This is a genomic window from Streptomyces sp. NPDC001415, assembly GCF_053597395.1.
On record NZ_JBSFIE010000009.1, the window covers coordinates 14,508 to 36,764 of the forward strand.

The following is a 22,257-nucleotide window of genomic DNA, read 5'->3' on the forward strand; positions in this document are numbered from 1 at the left end:
GACACAGGCTCTCAGACCCGCAGCCACGTCCTGCGGTCCCGGGCCGTCCAGTACAGGGACTCCACGTCGGCCGGTTTCAGGACGCCGCCCAGGCGCGCGAGGTCCGGGATCTCGCTGTCCTTCAGGACGCTCACGCCCCGGACCCCGGGTGGTCCGAGCTCGACCCGTTCCGCGCCGACCAGGACGAGGACGGGCCGTACCGCCGCCGCCAGCGCGAGGGAGGCGCGTTCGGCCTCGTGGCGGGCGTCACGCAGATACGGCAGGGACGCGGCACGGCCCACGGTGACCAGCGGGTCGGCGATCCGTACCCGGTGACGCTGGGCGCTCAGGGAGCGCACGGTGAGCACGCCCGCGGGCCCGACGAGCAGGTGGTCGATCCTGGCCTCGCCGGGCAGCGGGACCGAGTGCAGGACCCGCCAGCCCGCGCCTTCGAGCCGGTCGAGCGCGGCCCCGGCGAGCTGCTGCGCGGCGAGCTCCCGGCGGCGCGGGTCGGTCCTGAACCGGTGCTGGGGCCCGTACCGCTCCAGCTCGGTCAGGAGCGCCTCGCCGGGCCGGTTGGGCGCGAGGTCGTCGTCGGGGTGCAGGGAGAGCCGCACCAGGTCGGCGGGGCTCGGCACGGGCGGCGGGCCGACGATCAGCTCCCCCACCGCGTACGGGCGCAGCGCGGCGAGCACCTCGTCCCTGCGGTCGTCGAGCAGCAGTGACACGTGCCCGGTGTCGCGGTCGTACCAGGCGACGCTGCGCCCGTCCGGAAGGCTGACGTACAGTCGCGCCTGTCCGTGCCGGTGTACCGGTGTGACCCGCAGTCCTGCCATGCCCCATCACCCCACCACGACCATGGGAACAGTCCGATGCCCGTGAGGGCAATAAGTCGTGTGGGCGTCGTCACGACGCGATGGACTCAGGACGGTCATGGCCACGACACTTGCGCGCGATACGACCCAGAAATCCGGGAGGGGAACCACTCATGATCATCTTCGGCACCCGCGGCTATCTCCACCAGCTCGCGATGCTCACGCTGGTGTGCGGCAACTGCGGCAATCCTTCGGCGCACGGGCTGCGCAAGTACGTCACGAAGTTCACGCTGTTCTTCATCCCGCTGTTCCCGATCTCGACGCGGTTCCGCACGCAGTGCACGTTCTGCGGTCTGGAGCAGCAGATCACCAAGGAACAGGCCGAGGGCCTGCTCGCCCAGCCGGTGGCCCCGCAGCAGCAGTACGGCCAGCCGCAGCCGGGCCAGATGCAGGGCCAGAACCCGTACCAGCGGTAGGGGACGGGAAGCCCGCCGTGCGTAACAGCACCGCCTGCTGAAGTACGGCGAGCTGTTACGTAGGCGGGGCAATGCCGCAATGCCGGACATTTAGCGTCGTAGGCATGACGACGCCCACCCCGCCCCGCACCGCACGGACGCCCCGTACCGCCAGGATCGCGGCGGCATCGGTGCTCGCCCTCACCGTCGGCGGCGGGCTCATGGCCTGCACCCCCGACCCGGTGGCCAAGGCCCCGGACGTCAGGGTGCGCAACGCCGCCACCACCCAGGCCGAGGCAGCCGTCGGCCCGCTGAAGGCCTCCGAGCCGACCCGGCTCGTCATCCCCTCCGCGGGGGTCGACGCGAGCCCGGTGCTGCGGCTCGGGGTGGACTCCGCGCAGGAGCTGGAGGTGCCGCCGGTGGACCGGGCCGAGCAGGCGGGCTGGTACACGGGCAGCGTCACGCCGGGCGAGAAGGGGGCCTCGGTCCTGGTCGCCCACTACGACACCGCGAACGGCCCGGCGCTGATGCGGAACGTGAAGGACATGAAGGTCGGGGACATGATCGAGGTCGGGCGGGCGGACGGCTCGACCGCGGTGTTCAAGATCCGGGAAACCCAGCAGGTCGAGAAAAAGGACTTCCCGACGCATAAGGTTTACGGGACGACCAATCGCGCCGAGCTCCGCCTCATCACCTGTGGCGGTCCGATCAAGGACGGTCACCGCTCGGCCAACATCATCTTCTATGCCGACCTGGTCAAGGCCGAATAACGCACCGGGGCTCCGGTGAGCGCCCGGCAGAAGGTGAAATAGCCTGGGGTTCCCGCCTGACAGGAGCACCTTGATCCGCCACCGTCGTACAGCCCTCCTGGCACCCCTGCTGACCGCAGTGGGTGCTCTGCTGCTGTCCGGCTGCGGCGGGAGCGCGGGTCACCTGGAGAGCTCGGGCGCGACGCCGACGGCCATCGGCCCGATACACCTGTGGCCGGATCTGCCTCCCGCGACCGCGACCCCCAACGACTACGGCGAGACCGACACGGAGCAGGTGCCCGGGATCAAGGTGACCGGCGGCGACGTCCACAAGCTGAATCCGGTCGCCGTGGTGCAGGCCGAGGTGAAGGCGCACCCCAACACCTACAGCGGCGAGGACGGTCTCTACGACGAAACGGTCCGGCAGCTGGCCACCTGCAAGCAGAAGCCGGGCAGCTGCCCGGTGCTCAAGCCGTACTACCGGGATCTGACCGGGGACGGCAAGGACGAGCTGATCGTCGGCATCCGGATGCCGGACCAGCAGCTCGCGGTGCGCTGCTACATGCCGGCCAAGGACGGCGGCCTGATCCGCATCATGTCCACCGTCGACCAGATCATCAGCGTCGACCTGGCCGGCCGGGACGTGATCCTGCGGTCGGTGTCGGCGGGCATGCCCGGGTACGAGTACCGCACGGCGTGGTCCTGGGACGACCACCAGCAGGCGATGCTCCCCACCCGGGACGAGATCGTGCGCCGCAAGCCCGGCGAGTCCCCCGGCGGGAAGCACCCCGCACCGTCCGGCGCCGGGCAGCTCTCGCCGTCGCCGAAGAAGAAGCCGCCGACGGCGAAGCCGCCGGCCACCCCCACGGCGGTGGCACCATGAAACTTCCCCGGATATCGAGGCCGCCCCGCCTGCCGCTGCCCCGCTGGACGGCGACGCTCACCTGGAAGTCGGCGGTGTTCATCACCGTGATGTGCTGCGCGCTCGCGACGCTGCTCGGCGCCCTGGTGCACGTGTCGGTGACCCGGCAGACCGTCGGCGAGGCCCGCAACAAGGCGCTCGACAAGCTGACCGACGTCACCCGGATGTACGAGGCGGGCGAGGCGCTGCCGCCCGGCGCCGGCCTCGACCCGCCCGAGCTGCCCGCCTCGCTCCGCACGCTCGCGCTGTCCGGCAGGCGCGGCACCCTCGTCGACGACGACAACGGCCGCCCCACCATGTGGGCGGCGGGCCCGGCCGACGGCAAGGCACTGGCCGCCGAGATCGACTACACCCAGAGCGCCCGCACCATCAACGGCCTCGACAAGGCCATCTTCGGCTCGTCCATCCTGGCCATCGGCGCGACCCTCCTCGTCGGCGTCTTCGCGGTCACGCGGATCACCCGGCGCCTGCACCAGACGGCGACGGTGGCCCGCCGGATCGGCGGGGGCGACCTCGACGCCCGGGTCAACGACCGCCGCACCAAGGACCCCTCGCGCCCCCAGGACGAGGTGGCCACCGTGGCCGGCGCCCTGGACACGATGGCCTCCGCCCTCCAGGGCAAGCTGCTCAGCGAACAGCGCTTCACCGCCGACGTGGCGCACGAGCTGCGCACCCCGCTGACCGGACTGCACGCGGCGGCCGAGCTGCTGCCGGAGGGCCGCCCGGCCGAGCTCGTACGGGACCGGGTGCAGGCGATGCGCTCGCTCACCGAGGACCTCCTGGAGATCTCCCGTCTGGACGCGGGCAGCGAGACCGTCGACCTCGACATGCAGCAGCTCGCGCCGGTGGTGGAGCGGGTGGTACGCGCCTCGGTCGCGTCGGGGACCGCGGAGGCGGACACCACCCTCACGGTGGTGCGGGACGCCTGTGTGGAGACCGACAAGCGCCGCCTTGAGCGCGTGATCGGCAACCTGCTCGCCAACGCCCACAAGCACGGCAAGGCTCCGGTCGAGCTGACCGTGCACGGGCCGGTCGTCACCGTTCGGGACCATGGCACGGGCTATCCGGACTACCTCCTCGACCACGGGCCGCAGCGCTTCCGTACCGACGCCGGAAGCAAGGGGCACGGGCTCGGCCTGACCATCGCGGCGGGGCAGGCGGCCGTGATCGGCGCCGAGCTGCGCTTCGCCAACGCCGCGGACGGCGGGGCGGTGGCCCGGCTCGAACTCCCCGAGTACATCAGCTTCGAGGCGCCTGACTCCGGGCAGGGCACACACGCCGAGTGACGCCTCGTTACGCTTTGCGAACTCCAATGAGCGAATTTACTGTGAGGCAGGCGAATTGAGGGTCGTTCACCAGCGGCCCCGCCCCATCCAGGAGGCACCATGTCCCTGCGCTCACCCCTTGCCGCACTCGGCCTCTGCTTGGCCACCGGCGCCGTGGCCGTCCTCGCGACGGCGCAGCCCGCCGCCGCCGACGAGCACGGACACGGCGACTACAAGGGCCGCGTCACCGCCAAGTCCGGCCTGCTCCTGCGCGACCGTCCCACCCGTGGCAGCAGGATCGTCGGCAAGGCGCCCTACGGCTCGATCGTGCACATCTTCTGCAAGACCGGCGGCGACCAGATCAACGGGAACGACCGCTGGTACCTGCTGACCGACGGCACCTGGGCGTGGGCCTCGGCCTTCTACATCGACAATCTGGGGCCCGTACCGCGCTGGTGCTGAGCGGGCCCCTCAGCCGCCGAGGAGTTTGGACTTGGCGGCCGCGAATTCTTCGAGCGTGAGCAGTCCTTCGGTGACCATGTCACCCAGTCGGGTCAGGCGGTCCGCGATGTCGGCGCCGCTCGCGAGCACGGGCGCGGGCGGCGCCGCGGCATGCGCCGCACGGTCGGCGGCGTAGGCCGGGCTGCCGGAGAGCAGACCGCGCAGCAGGGGCGCACCGGCCGGGCGTTCGACGGGGTGGCCTTCGGGGCGGGCGGGTCGGACGTACATGGGTCAGGCCTCCGATCCGGTGGACGATGACGATGACGATGACGATGACTGTGCCGACGGCGATGGCTGTGACCGTGCGGACGCGGCCAGCGCCGCGAGGCCCGCCTTGACCTCCGTGAGCCGCTCCGGCGGGATCCGCACCGAGCCGGCGATGCGACCGCCGGCCGCGCGCACCTCCTCGGCCGCCTCCGCCGCCCAGAGGTGTTCGACCAGGACGAGCAGCGCGCAGTTCCCCCGCCCCAGGAGCCCGGCCGACTCGGCGACGTCCTCGGGACCGATGAGCCGGGCCGCGTCCCGGCCGCCGAGCATCCCCTGGAGCTCCTCGAACTCGTCGAGTTCGGCGGTGAGCACCTCGCCGCCCGCGGTCTTGGTGACGACCAGCGCGTCGATCAGGGCGACGGCGCCGGACCGGCGCAGCGCGCCGAGCGAGGCGACCGCCCGGACCCTCAACTGCTCCTCGGGAAAGGCGAGGACGATGAATTCCACGGGCCCCATGGCGCCGACTCCTTTTTGACGGACCGTCATGCATTCCGTTCGGCACCTTATGACATACGGGGACATAAGGCCTGCGTCTTGCTACGTTGCCTGGCATGACCGCACCGTCGGCGGCGGACGCCTCCCCATCCGAGCTCGGCCTCCCCAAGCGGCGGGGCGTAGAACTCTCCCTGCTCGGCGGTGCCGTTCTCGTCGTGGTGCTCGGCTATGTCGACGTCGGGCTCGCCAGGAACGGCACGGTGCCGCCGGACGCCGCGAGCTACGGCGCCGGGCTCGGCCTGCTCGCGCTCCTCACCCACCTCGTGGTCCGCTTCCGCGCGCCGTACGCAGACCCTCTGCTGCTGCCGATCGCGGTGCTGCTCAACGGGCTCGGCCTGGTGCTGATCTACCGGCTCGACCTCTCGACCCCGGGCCATCCCGCGGCCCCCACCCAGCTGGTCTGGTCGACGCTCGGGGTCTGCCTGTTCCTCGCCGTCGTCCTTCTCCTGCGCGACCACCGCGTCCTCCAGCGGTACGCCTATCTCTCGATGGCCGCGGGCCTGTCGCTGATGCTCGTGCCGATCCTCTTCCCTGCGGTCAACGGCGCCAAGATCTGGATCAGGGTGGCCGGACTCTCCTTCCAGCCCGGCGAGTTCACCAAGATCCTGCTCGCCCTCTTCTTCGCCGCCCACCTCGCGGCCAACCGCAACGCGCTGGCGCACACCGGCCGCAGGATCTGGCGGCTCCAACTGCCCACCGGCCGGGTGCTCGGCCCGATCGTGATGATCTGGCTGCTGAGCGTCGGCGTCCTCGTCCTCGAACGCGACCTCGGCACCTCGCTGCTGTTCTTCGGCCTGTTCGTGGTCATGCTGTACGTGGCGACCGGGCGCACCGGGTGGATCGCGGTGGGGCTGCTGCTCGCCTCGATCGGCGCGGCCGCGGTCGGCCTGTTCGAACCCCATGTGCACGGCCGCGTCTCCGACTGGCTGAACCCGTACGCCACCATCGAGGCGGGCCTCGGCCCCAGCCAGCTCGCCCAGTCCCTGTTCGCCTTCGGGGCCGGCGGCACACTCGGATCGGGCCTCGGCCTCGGCCACTCGATACTGATCGGCTTCGCCGCGAAGTCCGACTTCATCCTGGCCACGGCGGGCGAGGAGCTCGGCCTGTCCGGGCTGACCGCGATCTTCCTCCTGTACGCCCTGCTTGTGGCCCGGGGTTACCGGGCCGGCATCTGCCTGGCCGACCCGTTCGGGCGGCTTCTCGCCATCGGGCTCGCCTCGATCCTGGCGCTCCAGGTGTTCGTGATCGCGGGCGGCGTGATGGGCCTCATCCCGCTCACCGGCATGGCCATGCCGTTCCTCGCGCAGGGCGGCTCGTCCGTGGTCACCAACTGGATCATCGTGGCGCTGCTCATCCGAATCAGTGATTCCGCCCGCCGGCCGCTCCCCGCGGTCGAACCCGGCGTCATCGCACGGCCCGAACCATCGGTGGAGGAGGCAGCCAAGTGATCCGGTGCATCCGGCGGGCGGCCGCCTTCTGCCTGGTGCTGCTCGTGGCGCTGCTCGTGAACGCGGCCCGCGTCCAGGTCTTCCAGGCCGACGCGCTCGACGCCAACCCCGCCAACCGCCGCCTGGCGATCGCCCGTTACCACCAGCCGCGCGGCGCCATCATGGTCGGCGGGGAGAGCGTCACCGGATCGAAGGACAGCGGCCAGCAGCTGCGGTACGAGCGGACGTACAAGCACGGGCCGCTGTACGCGGCCGTCACCGGGTACGCCTCGCAGACGTACGGCACAACGCTCGTCGAGAACGCGGAGGACCCCGTCCTGTCGGGCACCTCCCCGCTCCTTTCGGTGTTCCCGCTGTGGAACGACATCACCGGCAGGCGGCACTCCGGCGGGCGGGCCGTCACCACGATCAGGGCGTCGGTGCAGCGGGCCGCGTACGACGGTCTGGGCGGAAGGAAGGGCGCGGTCGTGGCGCTCGAACCGTCGACGGGCAGGATCCTGGCGCTGGTCAGCAGCCCGTCGTACGACCCGGGTGTTCTCTCGGGTACGGGCAGGTCGGTGACGAGCGCCTGGCAGCGGCTGACCTCGGACGCGGACCAGCCCATGCTGAACCGGGCGATCCGGCAGACCTATCCGCCCGGGTCCGCCTTCAAGATCGTGACGGCGGCCGCCGCGCTCGACGCGGGGCTTGTCACGGACGTCGAAGCGCCGACCGACACGCCCGATCCGTACGTGCTGCCCCACACGAGCACCATGCTTCCCAACGAGCCGAGCGGCTGCGGCAACGCGTCGCTGGCGTACGCGGTGACCGTCTCGTGCAACACGGTGATGGCGGGGCTCGGGGTGAAGGTGGGGCTGCCCGGAATGCTGGACGCGGTCAGGAAGTTCGGCTTCAACGACACGAGCCTGCGCATCCCGTCGGGCGTGGCGAAGTCCAACTTCGACACGGAGATGAGCTCCGACCAACTGGCCCTGTCCTCCATCGGCCAGTTCGACACGACGGCCACCCCGCTCCAGATGGCGATGGTCTCGGCGGCGGTCGCCAATGGCGGGGAGCTCAAATACCCCTATCTGGTGGACCATACGACGACCGCGAGCGGCGCGACCGTCTCCACGACCGGGCAGCGGACCTATCAGCGGGCGATGTATCCGGCGACCGCGATGCAGCTCCAGCAGATGATGATCGACGTGGTGAGCAACGGCACCGGCACCGTCGCGGCGATCCCGGGGGCCACGGTCGGCGGCAAGACCGGCACCGCGCAGAACGGCGTCGGCAACATCGGCAGCCCGTACGCCTGGTTCATCTCCTGGGCCCGGGCGGACGGCGCGGACCGTCCGGCCGTCGCGGTCGCGGTCGTCGTCGAGGACGCGTCGGCGAAGCGGGGCGACATCAGCGGGGGCGGCGACGCGGCGCCGATCGCGAAGGCGGTGATGGAGGCGGCGCTTGCGGGCACCCCGTAGCGTCTCGCCCCTCGGAAAAGGGGGCACCCCGCCGGCCCCTCCTGATTACTGTGCGCCCCATGACCAACGACACGCCTCAGTTCGAACTCGGGCCGGGAGAGTAAGGCCGCGCGGGCCGCACCACCGGGCGAGACCGGGCCGCGCCGTTGACGCGGCCCGATGGGAGCGAACTCCTACGCCACTCCTAAGCCGCCCCGTCCGCGATCGCCCCCTCCACCTCCGCCACCCGCTCCGCCTCCTCCGCGGCGAACCGCTCCTTGTCCAGTTGCTCGGCGATCTCCTCGTCCTGGGTCATCAGCAGGTCCAGGCTGGAGTCCCCCAGGTCGAAGACGCCCATGTCCACGTAGGCCTTCTGGAGGCGTTCGCCCCAGAGGCCGATGTCCTTCACGCAGGGGACGATGCGGCTGAAGAGGAGCTTCCTGAACAGGTGCAGGAACTCGCTCTCCTCGCTCAGCCGCTCGGCCTCCTTCTTCGGGATGCCGAAGTTCTCCAGGACCTCGACGCCGCGCAGCCGGTCGCGCATCAGGTAGCAGCCCTCGATGACGAATTCCTCGCGTTCGCGCAGCTCGGCGTCGGAGAGCTGGGTGTAGTAGTCGCGCAGGGCCATGCGGCCGAAGGCCACGTGGCGGGCCTCGTCCTGCATGACGTACGCCAGGATCTGCTTCGGCAGGGGCTTGGTCGTGGTGTCCCGGATCATGCCGAAGGCGGCGAGTGCCAGGCCCTCGATCAGGACCTGCATGCCGAGGTAGGGCATGTCCCAGCGGGAGTCGCGCAGGGTGTCGCCGAGCAGCGACTGGAGGTTGTCGTTGATCGGGTAGAGCATGCCGAGCTTGGTGTGCAGGAAGCGGGCGTAGATCTCGGCGTGCCGGGCCTCGTCCATGGTCTGGGTCGCGGAGTAGAACTTGGCGTCCAGATCGGGGACGGACTCCACGATGCGGGCGGCGCACACCATCGCGCCCTGCTCGCCGTGCAGGAACTGGCTGAACTGCCAGGACGTGTAGTGCTGCCGCAGATCACCCTTGTTGCGGTCGGTCATCTTGTCCCAGTACGGCGTGCCGTACAGCGTCATCGCCTCGTCCGGGGTGCCGAGCGGGTCGTACGGGTCGACCTCCAGGTCCCAGTCGATGCGCTTGGCGCCGTCCCACTGCTTGTCCTTGCCCTTCTGGTAGAGGGCGAGCAGACGGTCGCGCCCGTCGTCGTAGTCCCAGTTGAAGCGGGCGGCGCCGGAGGCCGGCACCTGCCACAGGGGCTCTCTCGGGCCCGTCACATAAAGGTCGTGCGTCGACACGTGCGGCTCCTTCGCCTCGCGGACGGCATTGTCCATGGGCTCAAATTCTGCACACTGCTGTGCAGTTGGCAGGTTCACACGGTGATAGACGCGGGGTCAACAAGTCGCGCGCAAGGGATTGACGAGCTTACTGACAAGCAGTCTCATAAGAGGCGACCGCAGGTAACCCAGCCACGAGGTGCCCCCAGCCATGACGACCATGACCGAACGCGATGCGCTCCGCGACGCACTCGGCCTGCTCAGGGACCGCGAGCAGGTCGCCGAGCGGCTGCTCGAATCGTCCGCCAAGCACTCCTTCGACCCCGACAAGGAGCTCGACTGGGACGCCCCAATCGAGGACGGCAAGTGGTTCTGGCCGCCGGAACTCCTCTCGCTCTACGACACCCCGCTGTGGCGGAAGATGTCCGAGGAGCAGCGCATGGACCTGGCCCGCCACGAGGCCGCCTCGCTCGCCTCGCTCGGCATCTGGTTCGAGATCATCCTGATGCAGCTCCTCGTGCGGCACATCTACGACAAGTCGCTCACCAGCAACCACGTCCGGTACGCGCTCACCGAGATCGCCGACGAGTGCCGCCACTCCATGATGTTCGCCCGCATGATCAAGAAGGGCGGGGCGCCGACGTACCGGGTGCCGCGCGTTTACCACAACCTGGCCCGCGTCCTGAAGACCGTCTCCACCACCCCGGGCTCCTTCGCGGCCACCCTGCTCGGCGAGGAGATCCTGGACTGGATGCAGCGCCTGACGTTCCCGGACGAGCGCGTCCAGACCATCGTGCGCGGCGTGACCCGCATCCACGTGGTCGAGGAGGCCCGCCATGTCCGGTACGCCCGCGAGGAGTTGAGGCGCCAGATGGTGTCCGCGCCGCGCTGGGAGCGGGAATTGACCCGGATCAGCTGCGGCGAGGCGGCTCGCGTCTTCGCCACCTGCTTCGTCAACCCTCAGGTGTACGAGAACGTCGGCCTGGACCGCCGCGAGGCCGTGGCCCAGGTGAAGGCGAGCGGCCACCGCCGCGAGGTCATGCAGAGCGGCGCGGGACGCCTCACGGAATTCCTCGACGACATAGGCGTCATGAACGGGCTGAGCCGGCGGCTGTGGAAGAGCTCGGGTCTGCTGGCGTAAGGGGGCGCCCGGCCCCTGGCGTCGGGGGGCGTCCGGCGCCGCCACCTCGACACCGGACACCCCCCGACCCGCGTCGCGGGGATTACGCTGCCCGTATGACCTCACCCGCCGCCACCCCCGCGTACCGCAGGCTCAGCGTCGAGGAGCGCCGCACCCAGCTGCTCGGCGCGGCCCTCTCGCTGTTCGCGCACCGGGCGCCGGAGGACGTGTCCCTCGACGACGTGGCCGAGGCCGCCGGGGTCTCGCGGCCGCTGGTCTACCGCTACTTCCCGGGCGGCAAGCAGCAGTTGTACGAGGCGGCCCTGCGCTCGGCCGCCGACGAGCTGGAGTTGTGCTTCGCCGAGGCGCAGACCGGGCCGCTCACCCAGCGCCTCACCCGCGCCCTGGACCGCTACCTCGCCTTCGTCGACGAGCACGACGCCGGCTTCTCGGCGCTGCTCCAGGGCGGCAGCATGGCCGAGACGTCCCGTACGACGGCGATCGTCGACGAGGTGCGGCGGGCCGCGGCCGAGCAGATCCTGGTGCACCTGCGGGTGGAGAAGCCGGGCCCGCGGCTCCGGATGATGGTGCGCACCTGGATCGCGGCGGTCGAGGCCGCCTCCCTCATCTGGCTGGACGAGGACAAGCAGCCCCCGCTGCCCGAGCTGCGCGACTGGCTGGTGGACCACCTGGTGGCGCTGCTCACCGCAACGGCGGCCACGGACGAACAGACCGCCGCCGTGGTGCGCGTCGCGCTGGCCCACGAGTCCGCCGAAGGCCCGGTCGGCCTCCTGGCCCGCCGGGTGATACCCGTGGTGAGCGAGGCGGCCCACCTGCTGTGAGACTTGGGGGGTGCGAAGCGAGAACACCCTCTTTGTGGGCGGCCCCCTCGACGGGCGCGTCCTGCCGGTACTGACCGGCCCTACCGGCAAGCCGCCGCAGTGGTACGAGGTGCCCGTGCCCGATCCGGACGGCGGCCCGGCGACGGTGTACGCCTACCGCCTTGAGCCGGCCTCCCACACCAAGCGGCTCGGGCTGCCGCGCGGCTGGAAGTACACCTACGTACCCGAGGGCCGCGAGCCGCGTCGCTGGCCATGGACCAAGAAGGGCGGCGGCGCAAGCCCCCGCACCGGGCTGCCGCCGCACGAGTGAGCCGAATACCCCGTTCACGTCTCCCACCGGGATTGTCGCGGTGCCGCGTGCCACGATCCGATCCGGTAGAGCCGGACTGCCCGGTTCCGGAGCGGAGGTGAGCACATGTCAGCCCGTGTGCGCTCGGTGTGCGCGGCGGCCGTCGCCCTGACCCTGGCCACGGCGGTGGCGGGCCCGCTCGCGGTGGCCACGCCCCAGCCGCCCGGCGAGTCCTCGGCCGTCCGGCCCGACCGGCCCCCCGAGACCTCGGCCACGGCCCTGCTCGCCCAGCTCCAGACGCTGTACCGGCAGACGGAGGAGGCCACCGAGGCGTACAAGACCACCGAGGTCGAGCTGAAGCGACGCGAGGCCGAGGAGAAGAAGCTCTCCGCCTCGCTGTCCAAGGCCCGCGCCGCGCTCGCCCAGAGCCGCGACGACGCCGGGCGGCTGGCCCGCGAGCAGTACCAGGGCAGCAGCCAACTCTCCTCGTACGTAAGGCTGTTGCTGGCGCGGGACCCGCAGAGCGCCCTCGACCAGCGCCATGTCCTGGACCGCGCGGCGGGCGAGCGGCAGGCCGCGATGACCCGGCTCGCCCGCGGCGAACAGCAGGCCGCCGACCTCGCACGGGCCTCGCGCCAGGCCCTCGACGAGCAGCAGGCGCTCGCCAAGCGGCAACAGCAGGCGAAGGACGACGTCGAGCGCCGCCTCAAAGAGGTGGAGCAGCTTCTGGCCGGCCTCTCCGCCGAGCAGCTCGCCGAGCTCACCCGCCTCGAACAGCAGGGCATGGACAAGGCCCAGCAGAGCCTGCTCGCCTCGGGCGTCCTGAGCACGACGCGCGCACCGTCACCGGAGGGCGACCGGGCGCTCGCGTACGCCGTCGAACAGATCGGCAAGCCGTACGTGTGGGGCGCGGAGGGTCCCGAGTCCTACGACTGCTCGGGGCTCACCTCGCAGGCGTGGGCGCACGCGGGCCGCCCGATCCCCCGCACCAGCCAGGAGCAGTGGGCGGAGCTGCCTCACATCCCGCTGACCGCGCTGCGCCCGGGCGACCTGGTCGTCTACTTCCCCACGGCCACCCATGTGGCGATGTATCTGGGCGGCGGCCTGGTGGTGCAGGCACCTCGTCCCGGCGCCCGCGTCAAGGTCTCCCCCATCGCCGCGAACCCGCTGCTCGGCGCGGTCCGCCCGGACCCGGCGGCGGACCCGCTCCCCTGGTACCGCCCTCCGAAGCTCCCGGAGGGTGCGACGGAGGGCATGGACACCGGCTACTCGGCCGAGGCCGAGCCCAACTAGGCCTGGGCGCCCGCCAGTTCGGCGAGGTAGGCGGCCGTCTTCTCCGGCTCGTAGAAGAAGTTCTCGAAGTCGGCCGGGTCGTTGAAGCCGTTCGCGAAGCGGTCGGCGGCCGGCTGGAGCTGACCGGCCGCGCCGATCAGGTTCAGGACGTGCTCCGGGGGCGCCCCGAGCATGGCGTTGGTCCACTTGGTCACGTGCTGGGCGGTGTCCCAGTAGCGGTCGAAGGCGGCCCGCATCCACGCCTCGTCGAACTCGGCCTCGCCGTGCTCGACGATCGAGGAGAGGTACGAAGCCGCGCACTTGGCCGCCGAGTTGGAGCCCTGGCCGGTGATCGGGTCGTTCGCCACGACCACGTCCGCGACGCCGAGCACAAGGCCGCCGCCGGGCAGCCGGCCGATCGGGTTGCGGACGGTCGGCGCGTAGCGGCCCGCCAGCGTGGCGCCCGCGTCGGTCAGTTCGACCTTGAGGGCCCGCGCGTACTCCCAGGGCAGGAACTTCTCCATCAGCTCCAGCGTGAGCGCGAGGTGCTCGCCCGGGTCCCGGACGCCGTTGAACACGTCCAGCGGGCCGCCGGGGACGCCCTCCCAGAACAGGATGTCCGCCCGGCCCGAGGTGGTCAGGGTCGGCATCACGAACAGCTCGCCCACGCCGGGCACCAGGTTGCAGCGCACCGCGTCGAACTCGGGGTGCTCCGGGCGCGGGCCGAGCCCGTGCACGTACGAGACAGCGAGGGCCCGCTGCGGCTCGGCGTACGGGGAGCGCGAGGCGTCGCGGCCGAACATCGACACGAGCTCGCCCTTGCCCGCCGAGACAAGGACCAGGTCGTAGGTGCGCGCGAAGAAGTCGAGGTCGGAGACGGCCGCGCCGTGGATGACGAGCTGGCCGCCGCGCTCGGCGAAGGTCTCCATCCAGCCGGCCATCTTGACCCGCTGGTCCACGGACTGCGCGTAGCCGTCGAGCCTGCCCACCCAGTCGACGGCGCGCGAGGCGTCGGGGGCGGCGACCGAGACACCGACGCCCTCGATCCGCGGGGCCTGGGACTCCCAGAAGTTCAGCGCGAGGTCGCGCTCGTGCTGGAGCGCGGTGTCGAACATGCACTGCGTGGACATGACCCGGCCGGACCGGATCTCGTCCGCCGTGCGGTTCGACATCAGGGTGACCTCGTACCCCTGCGCCTGCAGTCCGAGGGCCAGCTGAAGACCGGACTGGCCGGCTCCGACTATGAGTATTCTCCGCATGCGGGACCGTTCTCCGTTGAGTGCGTAGCGAGCCGTGGGGGGCGGGGTCTATTCGGGGCAGGCTTCCAGGGCGTGGGCCACCAGGCCGAGCAGAGACTCGATCACCGAGGTCCGGCTGCGCGCGTCCATGATCACTACCGGGATGTGGGGCGGCACGGTGAGCGCCTCGCGCACGTCCTCGGCCTCGAAGGACTCGGTGCCCTCGAAGTGGTTCACGGCCACGATGTACGGCAGCCCGCAGCTCTCGAAGTAGTCGAGCGCCGGGAAGCAGTCCGACAGGCGGCGGGTGTCGGCGAGCACGACCGCGCCGATCGCGCCGCGCACGATGTCGTCCCACATGAACCAGAACCGCTCCTGCCCGGGCGTGCCGAACACGTACAGGACGAGGTCGTCGTCGAGGGTGATGCGGCCGAAGTCCATGGCGACCGTGGTGGTCACCTTGTCCGGGGTCGTCGACAGGTCGTCGGTGGCCTCGCTGGCCTGCGTCATCACCGCCTCGGTCTGGAGCGGGGTGATCTCGGAGACCGCCGAGACGAAGGTGGTCTTGCCCACCCCGAAGCCGCCCGCGACCACGACCTTCGTCGCGATGGGAGCCCGGCTGCGGTCCTGCTGCCAGGGGAGCAACTCCTCGTTGTGGACGAGGAGTTCAGAGGCGGCGGCGGAGTCCACTCAGCACCCTTTCGAGCAGTGCGCGGTCGGGCTGGCCCGGGCCGTGCCCGGTCCCGTACACACGGATCCTTCCCTGGTCGGCCAGGTCGCTGAGCAGCACGCGCACCACGCCGAGCGGCATCTTCAGGAGCGCGGAGATCTCGGCGACCGTACGCATCGCGCGGCAGATCTCGACGATGGCCAGCATCTCCGGCATGACCCGGTGCGTGCTGCCGCCGAGCTCCTTGCGCTCCGGGGGCGCCTCGATCGCGGCGACGAACGTCTCGACGAGCAGCACGTGGCCGAAGCGGGTGCGGCCGCCGGTCAGCGAGTACGGGCGGACGCGGGCCGGTTTCCGGTCGGCGCCGCGTATCGGGAGCCGCGCGGATTTCTCGGCGGGCGGGGTCACTGGGCGGCCTCCATCGACTGGCGCAGCGCACTGCGGACTTCGGGGGTCAGGACGTGTCCGGCGCGTCCCACGAAGAGCGCCATGTGGTACGCCACCACGCTCATGTCGCAGTCCGGGGTGGCATGGACGCCGAGCAGCGAGCCGTCGCTGATGGCCATGACGAAGACGCTGCCCTCCTCCATCGCGACCATCGTCTGCTTGACGTTGCCGCCGTCCATGAGGCGGGCGGCCCCGACGGTGAGGCTGCCGATGCCGGAGACGATGGTGGCGAGGTCGGCGCTGGAGCCGCGCGGGCCCTGCCGGGCGACGGTGACCTGGCGCTGCTCCGGGTCGGAGGAGAGCAGCAGCAGCCCGTCGGAGGAGACGACCGCGACGGAGATGAGCCCTGGCACCTCCTCGACGAGGTTCCCGAGCAGCCACTGCAGATCGCGGGCCTCGGTGCTCGTGCTGATGGTGCCGGTTCCGGACGCGCCGCTACGGGGCCTGCCGGTCCCGGTGCCGGTCGCATTCATCTGCGTACCTCCTCGACTGTCTCCCCCGTGTCCGTGTCTGCCTGCTGTTCGGTCTCTTGGAGCTCCGCCGCCACGTCGCGGCGGCCTTCGTTCGCGCCCTGCTGGAAACCGCCGAGCCTGCGCCGCAGCGCCTCGGCGGCGTCGGTACCGCCCTTGCGTTCCTGGGTCCTGGCGGAGCCCGCCTGTACGACCTTGGGGGTGCGCTTGGGGAGGCCCTTGTCGGTGACCTTCTGTACGGGGTCCGGTTCCGGTTCGGGCTGTGCGGGCTCCGGTTCCGGCGCGGTCCCGGGCTCCGATTCGTGCCCGGCCTCGGCCTCGGGCTCGGTGTCGGCGGGCCGGGGCTCGGGGAGCCGCATCTCGAAGGTCGGCTCGTCGAGGGGGAGACCGGAGGGCCCAACCGGCTCTGTGGGCGCCGGCGTGACGGGCCTGGCCACCTCGCCCGAGCGCTCCGTACGCTCCGGCAGCACATTGGAGTTGGCCTCGGCGAGCGCGCCCGGCAGCGTGAAGCGCGGGGCGTCGCCCGGCACCATGTGCGGCGCGGCCACCGGCGGGGTGGTCGGCAGGATCGCCTCGGGCAGCACCACGACCGCCGCGACGCCGCCCCGCTTCTGCTCGCGCAGCTCGATGCGTACGCCGTGCCGGTGCGCGAGCAGCGCCGAGACGTGCAGGCCGAGGCCGCCCGCCTCGGTGCCGGGCTCGCCCGGTTCGTACGACGCGGGATCGGCGAGCCGCCGGTTCAGCTCGGCCCGCCGCTCGGGGGGCACTCCGATGCCCTCGTCCTGGACCGAGAGCATGATCTCGCCGCCCTCCAACTGCCAGCCGGAGAGCTGCACTTGGGCGTCCGGCGGGGAGAAGGAGGTGGCGTTCTCCAGGAGCTCGGCGACCAAGTGGCTCAGGTCGTCGGCGGCGAACCCGGCGACCTGGGCGTGTGGCGGCAGGGCCTGGATGACGACGCGCTCGTACCGCTCGATCTCGCTGACCGCGGCCCGCATGACGTCGACGAGCGGGACCGGGCCCGGGTGGTTGTGGTGGTGCTCCGTGCCGGCCAGGACCAGGAGGTTCTCGCCGTGGCGCCGGATGACGGTGGCCAGGTGGTCGAGCTTGAAGAGGACGGCGAGCTGGTCCGGGTCCTGCTCGCGCTCCTCCAGGCTCTCGATGACGGCGAGCTGACGCTCGATCAGACCGAGGCTGCGAAGCCCGAGGTTGACGAAGGCGTGCTTGACGGTGCCCTCGGCCCGCTCCAGCTGCTCGCTCAACTCCCTTACCCGGACGCGCAGTTCGTCCTTCTCGGCGGCGAGGCGGGCGAGGCGGCCGCGCTGCTTGGCGAGGTCCTCGTCGAGTCCGGCGACCCGGGAGTGCTGCTCGACGAACTTGGTGTGCAGCTCGTTGAGGGACCGTACGACCTGGGCGAACTCGTCGTTGCGGCCGGTGAAGCGCACCGGCTCCTCGGTCTCCGGCGCCTGCGCAAGGCGGGCCGAGCCGCGGCGCAGCACGGCGAGCGGGCGGGTCAGGCTGCGGGCGGTGGCGGAGGAGACGCCGATGGCGAGCAGCAGCAGCGCGCCGATCAGGCCGATACGGATCTCAAGCGCGGTGACGTCGTCGTCCCGCAGCTGCTCGAACCGCTTGACCTGCGAGGTGGCGAGGGCCGCCTCGGCGCCGCGCATCCGGTCGATCCGGGCGGAGAGGGCCGCGCCCACCGCGTTCGGATCGGACCTGCGCTCGGTGGCGCTCAGCTGGGGCTGGTCGGTGAGGCGCGCGAGGAAGCCGTCGGCGGCCTCCACGTCGGGCCCGGTGACGGTGGTGGCGACCTTGTCGCGGGCGGCGGCGCCCGCGGCCTGGTCGAAGTCGGCGAGCGCGGACTGCTCGCGCACGTGCGCCTGCTGGGCGGCCGCGCTGAGCGCGTCCCGCACCCGGCCCGCGTCGCCGTCCTCCTTCTCCTTCTGTACGTACTTGCCGGTGACCGGGTCGAACACCCTGGAGGTCTGCCCCGGCGGCACCGACAGCGCGCCGAGCAGCAGCCCGCGGGTGGCCGAGGCCTGCTCGACGGCCCGCCCGAGCGCACCCGGCGCCCGCACGGCCTCGGCGGCGCGCGGCGGAGTGCGGTCGGCCAGCTCGTCGGCGACCGCGAGCAGCGTGGCGATCACGTCGGAGTACGCCTTCTGCGCCTCCAGGGCCGTGCCCTTGCCGGTGAGCGCGGTGCGGCGCAGGGCGGGCACGGTGGCGAGGTCGCGCGCGAGGCCCGCGGGGGCGGTTGCGCGCAGCTCGTCGATCTGGCGGTCGACGCGGGCGGCGGGCTCCTTGAGTGCCGCGTCCTTGCCGCTGGGCCGGCCGGCCGCGACGTACTGCGTGACGCCGTCCCGCTCGTCACCCAGCGCGTGGGCGAGGCTCACCGTCTGCTGGTCGAGCTGCGCGAGGGTGACCAGGTGCTGGGAGTCCGTGAGGTCCGCGGAGGCCGCGAACAGGGTGGGCGCACCGGCTCCGAGCACCATGAGGGAGACGACGGCGACGGAGACGACCAGGCGGCTCCGCACCCGTACGGTGCGTTGTGCGCGTGTGCCGTCGTCGCCCCGAGGCCGCTTGTTCTGCACCGGTGCTCTCAATCTTCACTCGTGTTTGCCAGTCCACCAAGGAAGCCAAGGTGACGACTGGTCATGACGAGTAGTCACTGCTCGGCCACCTGAACGAGTGAACATCACTTCAGAGTTGACCATCAACTCCCGCGGAATGCCCGGCCCCGCTCGTGGTCGACCCCGGTTGGAACTTCCGCGCGCCCTTTGGCAGGATGCCCGCCCACAGCTCGGCGGAGTGGCGGATTCCTCCCGGGATCGTCCGGTTCACCCGCTGGTACAGGCCAATTGACGGGCCGTTCGCCGGGCCTGCGGAGGGCATGAAGGCGCCGTGAAGGCGTCGTGCAGACTGACAGGCATGCGCATCCAGCTGGCCAGCATCCCCGGAGATCCCGCCCGCCCCAACGAGGACTGGGCCGCTACCGCGTTGCCCGCCTCGGGCCTGGGCGGCGTGCTCGTCGTCCTCGACGGGGTGACGCCGCTGCCCGGCAACGGCGACTGCGTGCACGACGTTCCCTGGTTCACCGCGCGGCTCGGAGGCGCTCTGACCGAACTGTCGGCTTCACGGCGGGATATGACGCTGGCCGAGATCCTGGCCGAATCCATTCGGCGCACCGCGGATGCCCACCGCGACACGTGTGACCTTTCTCACCCGCGCACGCCTCAGGCGACGGTGGTGCTCGCGCGTTGGGACGCGGCGGAGCTGGAGTACCTCGTCCTGTCGGACTCGGCGCTGCTTCTCGCGTCGGCGGACGGAACGGTGCGGGCGGTCCTGGACGACCGCCTCGACCGGGTGCCGCGAGCCTCCCTGGTCAGCGACGCGGTGGCCGACGCCCTCGCCCGCAACAAGGAGGGCGGCTTCTTCACGGCGGCGGCGGACCCGACGGTTGCCGCGCGCGCGGTGACCGGCCGCGCGCCGCTCGCCCCTCTGCGCGAGGTCCTCGCCCTGACGGACGGGGCGACCCGGTGGGTCGAGAAGTTCGGCGAGGGGTCGTGGGGGGACTGCGTCGCGCTGGTCCGGAAGGCGGGGCCGGACGGGCTGGTCGAGCGGGTGCGGGAGTTGGAGGCGGGGGATGTGGAGCGGGTGTTCCTGCGGGGGAGCAAACGGCATGACGATGCGACGGTTGTGCTGGTGGAGTTGTAGCCGCCTGTCTTGCGATGCCGGGTGCCGAAGGCGGTCCCCCTACCCCTCCGCCGCCGCGTTCAGCTGGTGCAGCAGGCGGGCCAGTTCCGAGATTTCCGCCCGGTCCCAGTTCGCCAGCTTGCGGACGTAGCGTTCGCGGCGGGCGTCCCGCACTCGGCTGAACCTCGCCGTGCCCTCCGCCGTGATGCGGACCAGGGAGGCGCGGCCGTCCGCCGGGTCGGGTTCGCGGGCCACCAGGCCCAGGTCCTCCAGGGCGTGCAACTGGCGGCTCATCGTCGCCTTGCCCACGCCGAAGAACCCGGCGAGTTCGGTGGCCCGCTGCGGGCCGGCCTCGTCCAGGCGCACCAGCAGTCCGTACGCCGCCGGTTCGAGATCGGGGTGGACCTCGCGGGCCATCTCGCCGGACGAGGCCCTGGCCCGCCGCAGGAAGACGGCCAGCTCGCGTTCGAGCGCGAGGAACTCCTGGTCCGGACCGTGCACATCGGCTCCCATGCCGTAGGTGTGTCGTGAGGGCACAGTATTTCCCAGCATGCCGTGGCCCCGGCACTCCGAGGGTCCCCGCGCCCGCAGGCGGCGGCCATGACGCCGGAGCCGACGCCGAATGAAAGTTTCTTCCAGGCCACACCGTTCCCGCAGCGTGTCGTCCCCTCCAGAGGTCTGAACCAACGGCATAACCTGTAGCCCTTTCGCGCCACCGGTCTACGTGCGTAGCGTCATTCCTGACATGTCCACAGCGATACGTCGGCATGTCGACCCAGGCCGTCAAGTCCCAAGCCCCACCGAGCCTTTCGGAGGCACGCAATGTCCGTGCACAGATCCGGAACGGCCCGCCGCGGACCCATTGCCGCGGCCGGGATCCTCCTCTCCTCCCTCGCCCTCGCCCTCGGCTCCACCGGAACGTCGGGCGCCGCCGACACCCCGGCGCGCGGCTCCGCGACCCTCGGCATGGGCGTCGCGCGGCACGACGGGGTGGGCGGTCCACCCCGGGACACCCGCGACCTGCAGGCTGTGCAGACAGAGGGTGTCGACACCAGCAGCCACAACGGCAACGTCGCCTGGTCCACCCTGTGGAGCAGCGGCGTGAAATGGGCCTACGTCAAGGCCACCGAGGGCACGTACTACACCAACCCCTACTTCGCCCAGCAGTACAACGGCTCGTACAACGTCGGCATGATCCGCGGCTCCTACCACTTCGCGACGCCGGACACGACGGGCGGCGCCGCCCAGGCCGACTACTTCGTGAACCACGGCGGCGGCTGGTCCCGCGACGGCCGGACGCTGCCGGGCGCGCTCGACATCGAGTGGAATCCGTACGGCGCCGCCTGTTATGGCAAGTCGGCGGCCTCGATGGTCAGCTGGATCCGCGACTTCGTCAACGAGTACAAGGCCCGTACCGGGCGCGACGCGGTGATCTACACCGCGGCCAGCTGGTGGAGCGAGTGCACCGGCAACTCCTCCGCCTTCGGCTCGACCGACCCGCTCTGGATCGCCCGCTACAACACCGACCCGGGCACCCTGCCGGCCGGCTGGGGCTACTACACGATGTGGCAGTACACCTCGTCCGGCCCGACGGTCGGCGACCACTCCAGGTTCAACGGGGCGTACGACCGGCTGCAGGCGCTCGCTAACGGTTGACCCGGTCCTCGTCACACGAGCGGGGCCCCCGGCGCTGCGTAGCCGGGGGCCCTTTCACTTGCCCGTACGGAGCACGACTCGCACACCTGACCCCATCTCGCGCGCGGCATGCGTAAGGATGGGGGGCATGCGCAGGTTGGGAGTGGTGTTCCGGGCGGTGGCCCTGGCGGCGGTCGTCGTGGCCGGCGGTGCGGGGTGCGGCGGGCCCGCGGCTTCGGAACCGCAGCCGGAGAGTTCCCCGAGCGCCGCCCCGCAGGCCGCGCAGCCCGGCACCCAGACCAGCGCCGTCCCGGCCGCGAAGGTGGCGTCGGTCGGCGTGCTGGTCAACGGCGACGGCCATTACTGCACGGCCAGCGTGGTGGACAGCCCGCGCGGCAACGTCATCGCCACCGCCGCGCACTGCACCGCGGGCGAGTCCCTCGGCTCCCTGGAGTTCGCGCCGGGCTTCTCCGGGGCGGCCAAGGGGACGTATCCGTACGGGAAGTGGAAGGTGCGGGCCGTCCAGGTGGACGACCAGTGGACCGCGGAGCAGAGCGACGCGGTGGACTACGCCTTCCTCACCGTCGAGCCGGACGCGCAGGGCCGCAGCGTGCAGAGCGTGGTCGGCGCCGCGGCACCCGACTGGGGCGCGGGCCCCGAGCAGCGGGTGACCGTCGTCGGCTACCCGGAAGAGGACCACAACCCCGACAACCGGCCGGTCATGTGCACCACCGACGTCCACCGGGACCCCGACGAGCCCGCGATGATGCGCATGGAGTGCGGCGGCTTCTGGGTCGGCACGAGCGGCAGCCCCTGGCTGTCCGGCTACCGCGGACCGGACCAACTGGGCCGGATCATCGGCGTGTTGAGCGGCGGCGACACGGACACCGAGTCGACGGCGGCCCTGTTCGACGCGAAGGCCCGCTCGCTGTACGAGCGGGCCACGAAGGCGTAGCCG

The 22,257-nt window shown here is 71.5% G+C and carries 24 protein-coding genes; 14 read left to right on the plus strand and 10 right to left on the minus strand.

The annotated features are described in order from the left end of the window. Positions 1–11 precede the first annotated feature (11 nt). Positions 12–815, minus strand: a complete 804-nt coding sequence (locus ACWC2B_RS14320; RefSeq protein ID WP_450716761.1) for a nuclease-related domain-containing protein — start codon at positions 813–815, stop codon at positions 12–14. Positions 816–967: 152 nt separating this feature from the next. On the opposite strand from ACWC2B_RS14320, the gene ACWC2B_RS14325 reads away from it, so the two are divergent. The 5 genes from ACWC2B_RS14325 (at position 968) to ACWC2B_RS14345 (ending at position 4,647) form a co-directional block, all read left to right on the plus strand. Further along, positions 968–1,270 carry a zinc-ribbon domain-containing protein gene (locus ACWC2B_RS14325; protein WP_450716762.1) on the plus strand — a complete coding sequence of 101 codons (303 nt, stop codon included), beginning with the start codon at positions 968–970 and terminating at the stop codon, positions 1,268–1,270. A gap of 104 nt (positions 1,271–1,374) precedes the next feature. Continuing rightward, a complete protein-coding gene (locus ACWC2B_RS14330; protein ID WP_450716763.1) occupies positions 1,375–2,019 on the plus strand; it encodes a class F sortase in 645 nt (214 codons plus the stop codon). Positions 2,020–2,089: 70 nt separating this feature from the next. Then, positions 2,090–2,881, plus strand: coding sequence for a hypothetical protein (locus ACWC2B_RS14335; RefSeq protein WP_450716764.1), 792 nt, complete (start codon positions 2,090–2,092; stop codon positions 2,879–2,881). Then, a complete protein-coding gene (locus tag ACWC2B_RS14340; protein ID WP_450716765.1) occupies positions 2,878–4,206 on the plus strand; it encodes an ATP-binding protein in 1,329 nt (442 codons plus the stop codon). Before ACWC2B_RS14335 ends, ACWC2B_RS14340 begins: the two co-directional genes overlap by 4 nt. A gap of 99 nt (positions 4,207–4,305) precedes the next feature. Next, entirely contained in the window at positions 4,306–4,647 is a 342-nt protein-coding gene (locus tag ACWC2B_RS14345) for an SH3 domain-containing protein (protein WP_450716766.1), read from the plus strand. Positions 4,648–4,656: 9 nt separating this feature from the next. On the opposite strand, the gene ACWC2B_RS14350 is transcribed toward ACWC2B_RS14345, so the two are convergent. After that, complete coding sequence (locus ACWC2B_RS14350) at positions 4,657–4,914, minus strand: SHOCT domain-containing protein (RefSeq protein WP_450716767.1); 258 nt, start codon at positions 4,912–4,914, stop codon at positions 4,657–4,659. Between the two features lie 3 nt (positions 4,915–4,917). Then, entirely contained in the window at positions 4,918–5,409 is a 492-nt protein-coding gene (locus tag ACWC2B_RS14355; protein ID WP_450716768.1) for a DUF6325 family protein, read from the minus strand. Positions 5,410–5,504: 95 nt separating this feature from the next. Here ACWC2B_RS14355 and ACWC2B_RS14360 point away from each other — a divergent pair, with 95 nt between their 5' ends. Continuing rightward, complete coding sequence (locus ACWC2B_RS14360) at positions 5,505–6,896, plus strand: FtsW/RodA/SpoVE family cell cycle protein (RefSeq protein WP_450716769.1); 1,392 nt, start codon at positions 5,505–5,507, stop codon at positions 6,894–6,896. Beyond that, positions 6,893–8,356 (plus strand): penicillin-binding transpeptidase domain-containing protein, encoded by a 1,464-nt coding sequence (locus tag ACWC2B_RS14365; RefSeq protein ID WP_450716770.1) that lies wholly within the window; start codon positions 6,893–6,895, stop codon positions 8,354–8,356. The genes ACWC2B_RS14360 and ACWC2B_RS14365 overlap by 4 nt, the downstream gene beginning before the upstream one ends. Before the next feature lie 184 nt (positions 8,357–8,540). Here the strand turns inward: ACWC2B_RS14365 and ACWC2B_RS14370 are convergent, their stop codons facing one another. Next, entirely contained in the window at positions 8,541–9,644 is a 1,104-nt protein-coding gene (locus ACWC2B_RS14370) for a ferritin-like domain-containing protein (protein WP_450716981.1), read from the minus strand. A gap of 190 nt (positions 9,645–9,834) precedes the next feature. On the opposite strand from ACWC2B_RS14370, the gene ACWC2B_RS14375 reads away from it, so the two are divergent. From ACWC2B_RS14375 to ACWC2B_RS14390, 4 genes are all read left to right on the plus strand, one after another. Then, positions 9,835–10,764, plus strand: coding sequence for an AurF N-oxygenase family protein (locus ACWC2B_RS14375; protein ID WP_450716771.1), 930 nt, complete (start codon positions 9,835–9,837; stop codon positions 10,762–10,764). A 95-nt stretch (positions 10,765–10,859) separates the two neighbouring features. Beyond that, positions 10,860–11,585, plus strand: coding sequence for a TetR/AcrR family transcriptional regulator (locus tag ACWC2B_RS14380; RefSeq protein WP_450716772.1), 726 nt, complete (start codon positions 10,860–10,862; stop codon positions 11,583–11,585). 10 nt (positions 11,586–11,595) lie between these two features. After that, positions 11,596–11,895 carry a hypothetical protein gene (locus ACWC2B_RS14385; protein WP_450716773.1) on the plus strand — a complete coding sequence of 100 codons (300 nt, stop codon included), beginning with the start codon at positions 11,596–11,598 and terminating at the stop codon, positions 11,893–11,895. 105 nt (positions 11,896–12,000) lie between these two features. Next, entirely contained in the window at positions 12,001–13,167 is a 1,167-nt protein-coding gene (locus tag ACWC2B_RS14390; RefSeq protein ID WP_450716774.1) for an NlpC/P60 family protein, read from the plus strand. On the opposite strand, the gene ACWC2B_RS14395 is transcribed toward ACWC2B_RS14390, so the two are convergent. Genes ACWC2B_RS14395 through ACWC2B_RS14415 form a run of 5 tightly spaced genes read right to left on the minus strand, consistent with a single transcriptional unit; the run spans position 13,164 to position 18,562 of the window. Beyond that, positions 13,164–14,405 carry a styrene monooxygenase/indole monooxygenase family protein gene (locus tag ACWC2B_RS14395; protein WP_450716775.1) on the minus strand — a complete coding sequence of 414 codons (1,242 nt, stop codon included), beginning with the start codon at positions 14,403–14,405 and terminating at the stop codon, positions 13,164–13,166. The genes ACWC2B_RS14390 and ACWC2B_RS14395 overlap by 4 nt on opposite strands. Positions 14,406–14,453: 48 nt before the next feature. Next, positions 14,454–15,074, minus strand: a complete 621-nt coding sequence (locus ACWC2B_RS14400; protein ID WP_450716776.1) for a GTP-binding protein — start codon at positions 15,072–15,074, stop codon at positions 14,454–14,456. Next, a complete protein-coding gene (locus ACWC2B_RS14405) occupies positions 15,052–15,462 on the minus strand; it encodes a DUF742 domain-containing protein (protein ID WP_450716777.1) in 411 nt (136 codons plus the stop codon). The genes ACWC2B_RS14400 and ACWC2B_RS14405 overlap by 23 nt, the downstream gene beginning before the upstream one ends. Beyond that, positions 15,459–15,974 (minus strand): roadblock/LC7 domain-containing protein, encoded by a 516-nt coding sequence (locus tag ACWC2B_RS14410; protein ID WP_450716778.1) that lies wholly within the window; start codon positions 15,972–15,974, stop codon positions 15,459–15,461. The genes ACWC2B_RS14405 and ACWC2B_RS14410 overlap by 4 nt, the downstream gene beginning before the upstream one ends. Next, positions 15,971–18,562, minus strand: coding sequence for a nitrate- and nitrite sensing domain-containing protein (locus tag ACWC2B_RS14415; RefSeq protein WP_450716779.1), 2,592 nt, complete (start codon positions 18,560–18,562; stop codon positions 15,971–15,973). The genes ACWC2B_RS14410 and ACWC2B_RS14415 overlap by 4 nt, the downstream gene beginning before the upstream one ends. Positions 18,563–18,899: 337 nt before the next feature. On the opposite strand from ACWC2B_RS14415, the gene ACWC2B_RS14420 reads away from it, so the two are divergent. After that, positions 18,900–19,685, plus strand: a complete 786-nt coding sequence (locus tag ACWC2B_RS14420; RefSeq protein WP_450716780.1) for a hypothetical protein — start codon at positions 18,900–18,902, stop codon at positions 19,683–19,685. 39 nt (positions 19,686–19,724) lie between these two features. On the opposite strand, the gene ACWC2B_RS14425 is transcribed toward ACWC2B_RS14420, so the two are convergent. Beyond that, positions 19,725–20,177 (minus strand): MarR family winged helix-turn-helix transcriptional regulator, encoded by a 453-nt coding sequence (locus tag ACWC2B_RS14425; protein ID WP_450716982.1) that lies wholly within the window; start codon positions 20,175–20,177, stop codon positions 19,725–19,727. Positions 20,178–20,486: 309 nt separating this feature from the next. Between ACWC2B_RS14425 and ACWC2B_RS14430 the strand changes: the two genes are divergently transcribed. Together ACWC2B_RS14430 and ACWC2B_RS14435 are read left to right on the plus strand one after the other, a co-directional pair. Next, positions 20,487–21,320, plus strand: a complete 834-nt coding sequence (locus ACWC2B_RS14430) for a lysozyme (protein ID WP_450716781.1) — start codon at positions 20,487–20,489, stop codon at positions 21,318–21,320. A gap of 127 nt (positions 21,321–21,447) precedes the next feature. Then, positions 21,448–22,254, plus strand: a complete 807-nt coding sequence (locus tag ACWC2B_RS14435; RefSeq protein WP_450716782.1) for a trypsin-like serine peptidase — start codon at positions 21,448–21,450, stop codon at positions 22,252–22,254. The last annotated feature ends 3 nt before the right edge of the window (positions 22,255–22,257 follow it).

What these genes read in the sequence shown, in the direction of transcription:
- ACWC2B_RS14410 (WP_450716778.1), bottom strand. Translation starts at nt 15,974, where the DNA reads ATGAATGCGACCGGCACCGGGACCGGCAGGCCCCGTAGCGGCGCGTCC.
- ACWC2B_RS14360 (WP_450716769.1), top strand. Translation starts at nt 5,505, where the DNA reads ATGACCGCACCGTCGGCGGCGGACGCCTCCCCATCCGAGCTCGGCCTC.
- ACWC2B_RS14380 (WP_450716772.1), top strand. Translation starts at nt 10,860, where the DNA reads ATGACCTCACCCGCCGCCACCCCCGCGTACCGCAGGCTCAGCGTCGAG.
- ACWC2B_RS14435 (WP_450716782.1), top strand. Translation starts at nt 21,448, where the DNA reads ATGCGCAGGTTGGGAGTGGTGTTCCGGGCGGTGGCCCTGGCGGCGGTC.
- ACWC2B_RS14375 (WP_450716771.1), top strand. Translation starts at nt 9,835, where the DNA reads ATGACGACCATGACCGAACGCGATGCGCTCCGCGACGCACTCGGCCTG.
- ACWC2B_RS14420 (WP_450716780.1), top strand. Translation starts at nt 18,900, where the DNA reads ATGCGCATCCAGCTGGCCAGCATCCCCGGAGATCCCGCCCGCCCCAAC.
- ACWC2B_RS14320 (WP_450716761.1), bottom strand. Translation starts at nt 815, where the DNA reads ATGGCAGGACTGCGGGTCACACCGGTACACCGGCACGGACAGGCGCGA.
- ACWC2B_RS14345 (WP_450716766.1), top strand. Translation starts at nt 4,306, where the DNA reads ATGTCCCTGCGCTCACCCCTTGCCGCACTCGGCCTCTGCTTGGCCACC.
- ACWC2B_RS14390 (WP_450716774.1), top strand. Translation starts at nt 12,001, where the DNA reads ATGTCAGCCCGTGTGCGCTCGGTGTGCGCGGCGGCCGTCGCCCTGACC.
- ACWC2B_RS14325 (WP_450716762.1), top strand. Translation starts at nt 968, where the DNA reads ATGATCATCTTCGGCACCCGCGGCTATCTCCACCAGCTCGCGATGCTC.
- ACWC2B_RS14355 (WP_450716768.1), bottom strand. Translation starts at nt 5,409, where the DNA reads ATGGGGCCCGTGGAATTCATCGTCCTCGCCTTTCCCGAGGAGCAGTTG.
- ACWC2B_RS14340 (WP_450716765.1), top strand. Translation starts at nt 2,878, where the DNA reads ATGAAACTTCCCCGGATATCGAGGCCGCCCCGCCTGCCGCTGCCCCGC.
- ACWC2B_RS14330 (WP_450716763.1), top strand. Translation starts at nt 1,375, where the DNA reads ATGACGACGCCCACCCCGCCCCGCACCGCACGGACGCCCCGTACCGCC.
- ACWC2B_RS14395 (WP_450716775.1), bottom strand. Translation starts at nt 14,405, where the DNA reads ATGCGGAGAATACTCATAGTCGGAGCCGGCCAGTCCGGTCTTCAGCTG.
- ACWC2B_RS14430 (WP_450716781.1), top strand. Translation starts at nt 20,487, where the DNA reads ATGTCCGTGCACAGATCCGGAACGGCCCGCCGCGGACCCATTGCCGCG.
- ACWC2B_RS14350 (WP_450716767.1), bottom strand. Translation starts at nt 4,914, where the DNA reads ATGTACGTCCGACCCGCCCGCCCCGAAGGCCACCCCGTCGAACGCCCG.
- ACWC2B_RS14425 (WP_450716982.1), bottom strand. Translation starts at nt 20,177, where the DNA reads ATGGGAGCCGATGTGCACGGTCCGGACCAGGAGTTCCTCGCGCTCGAA.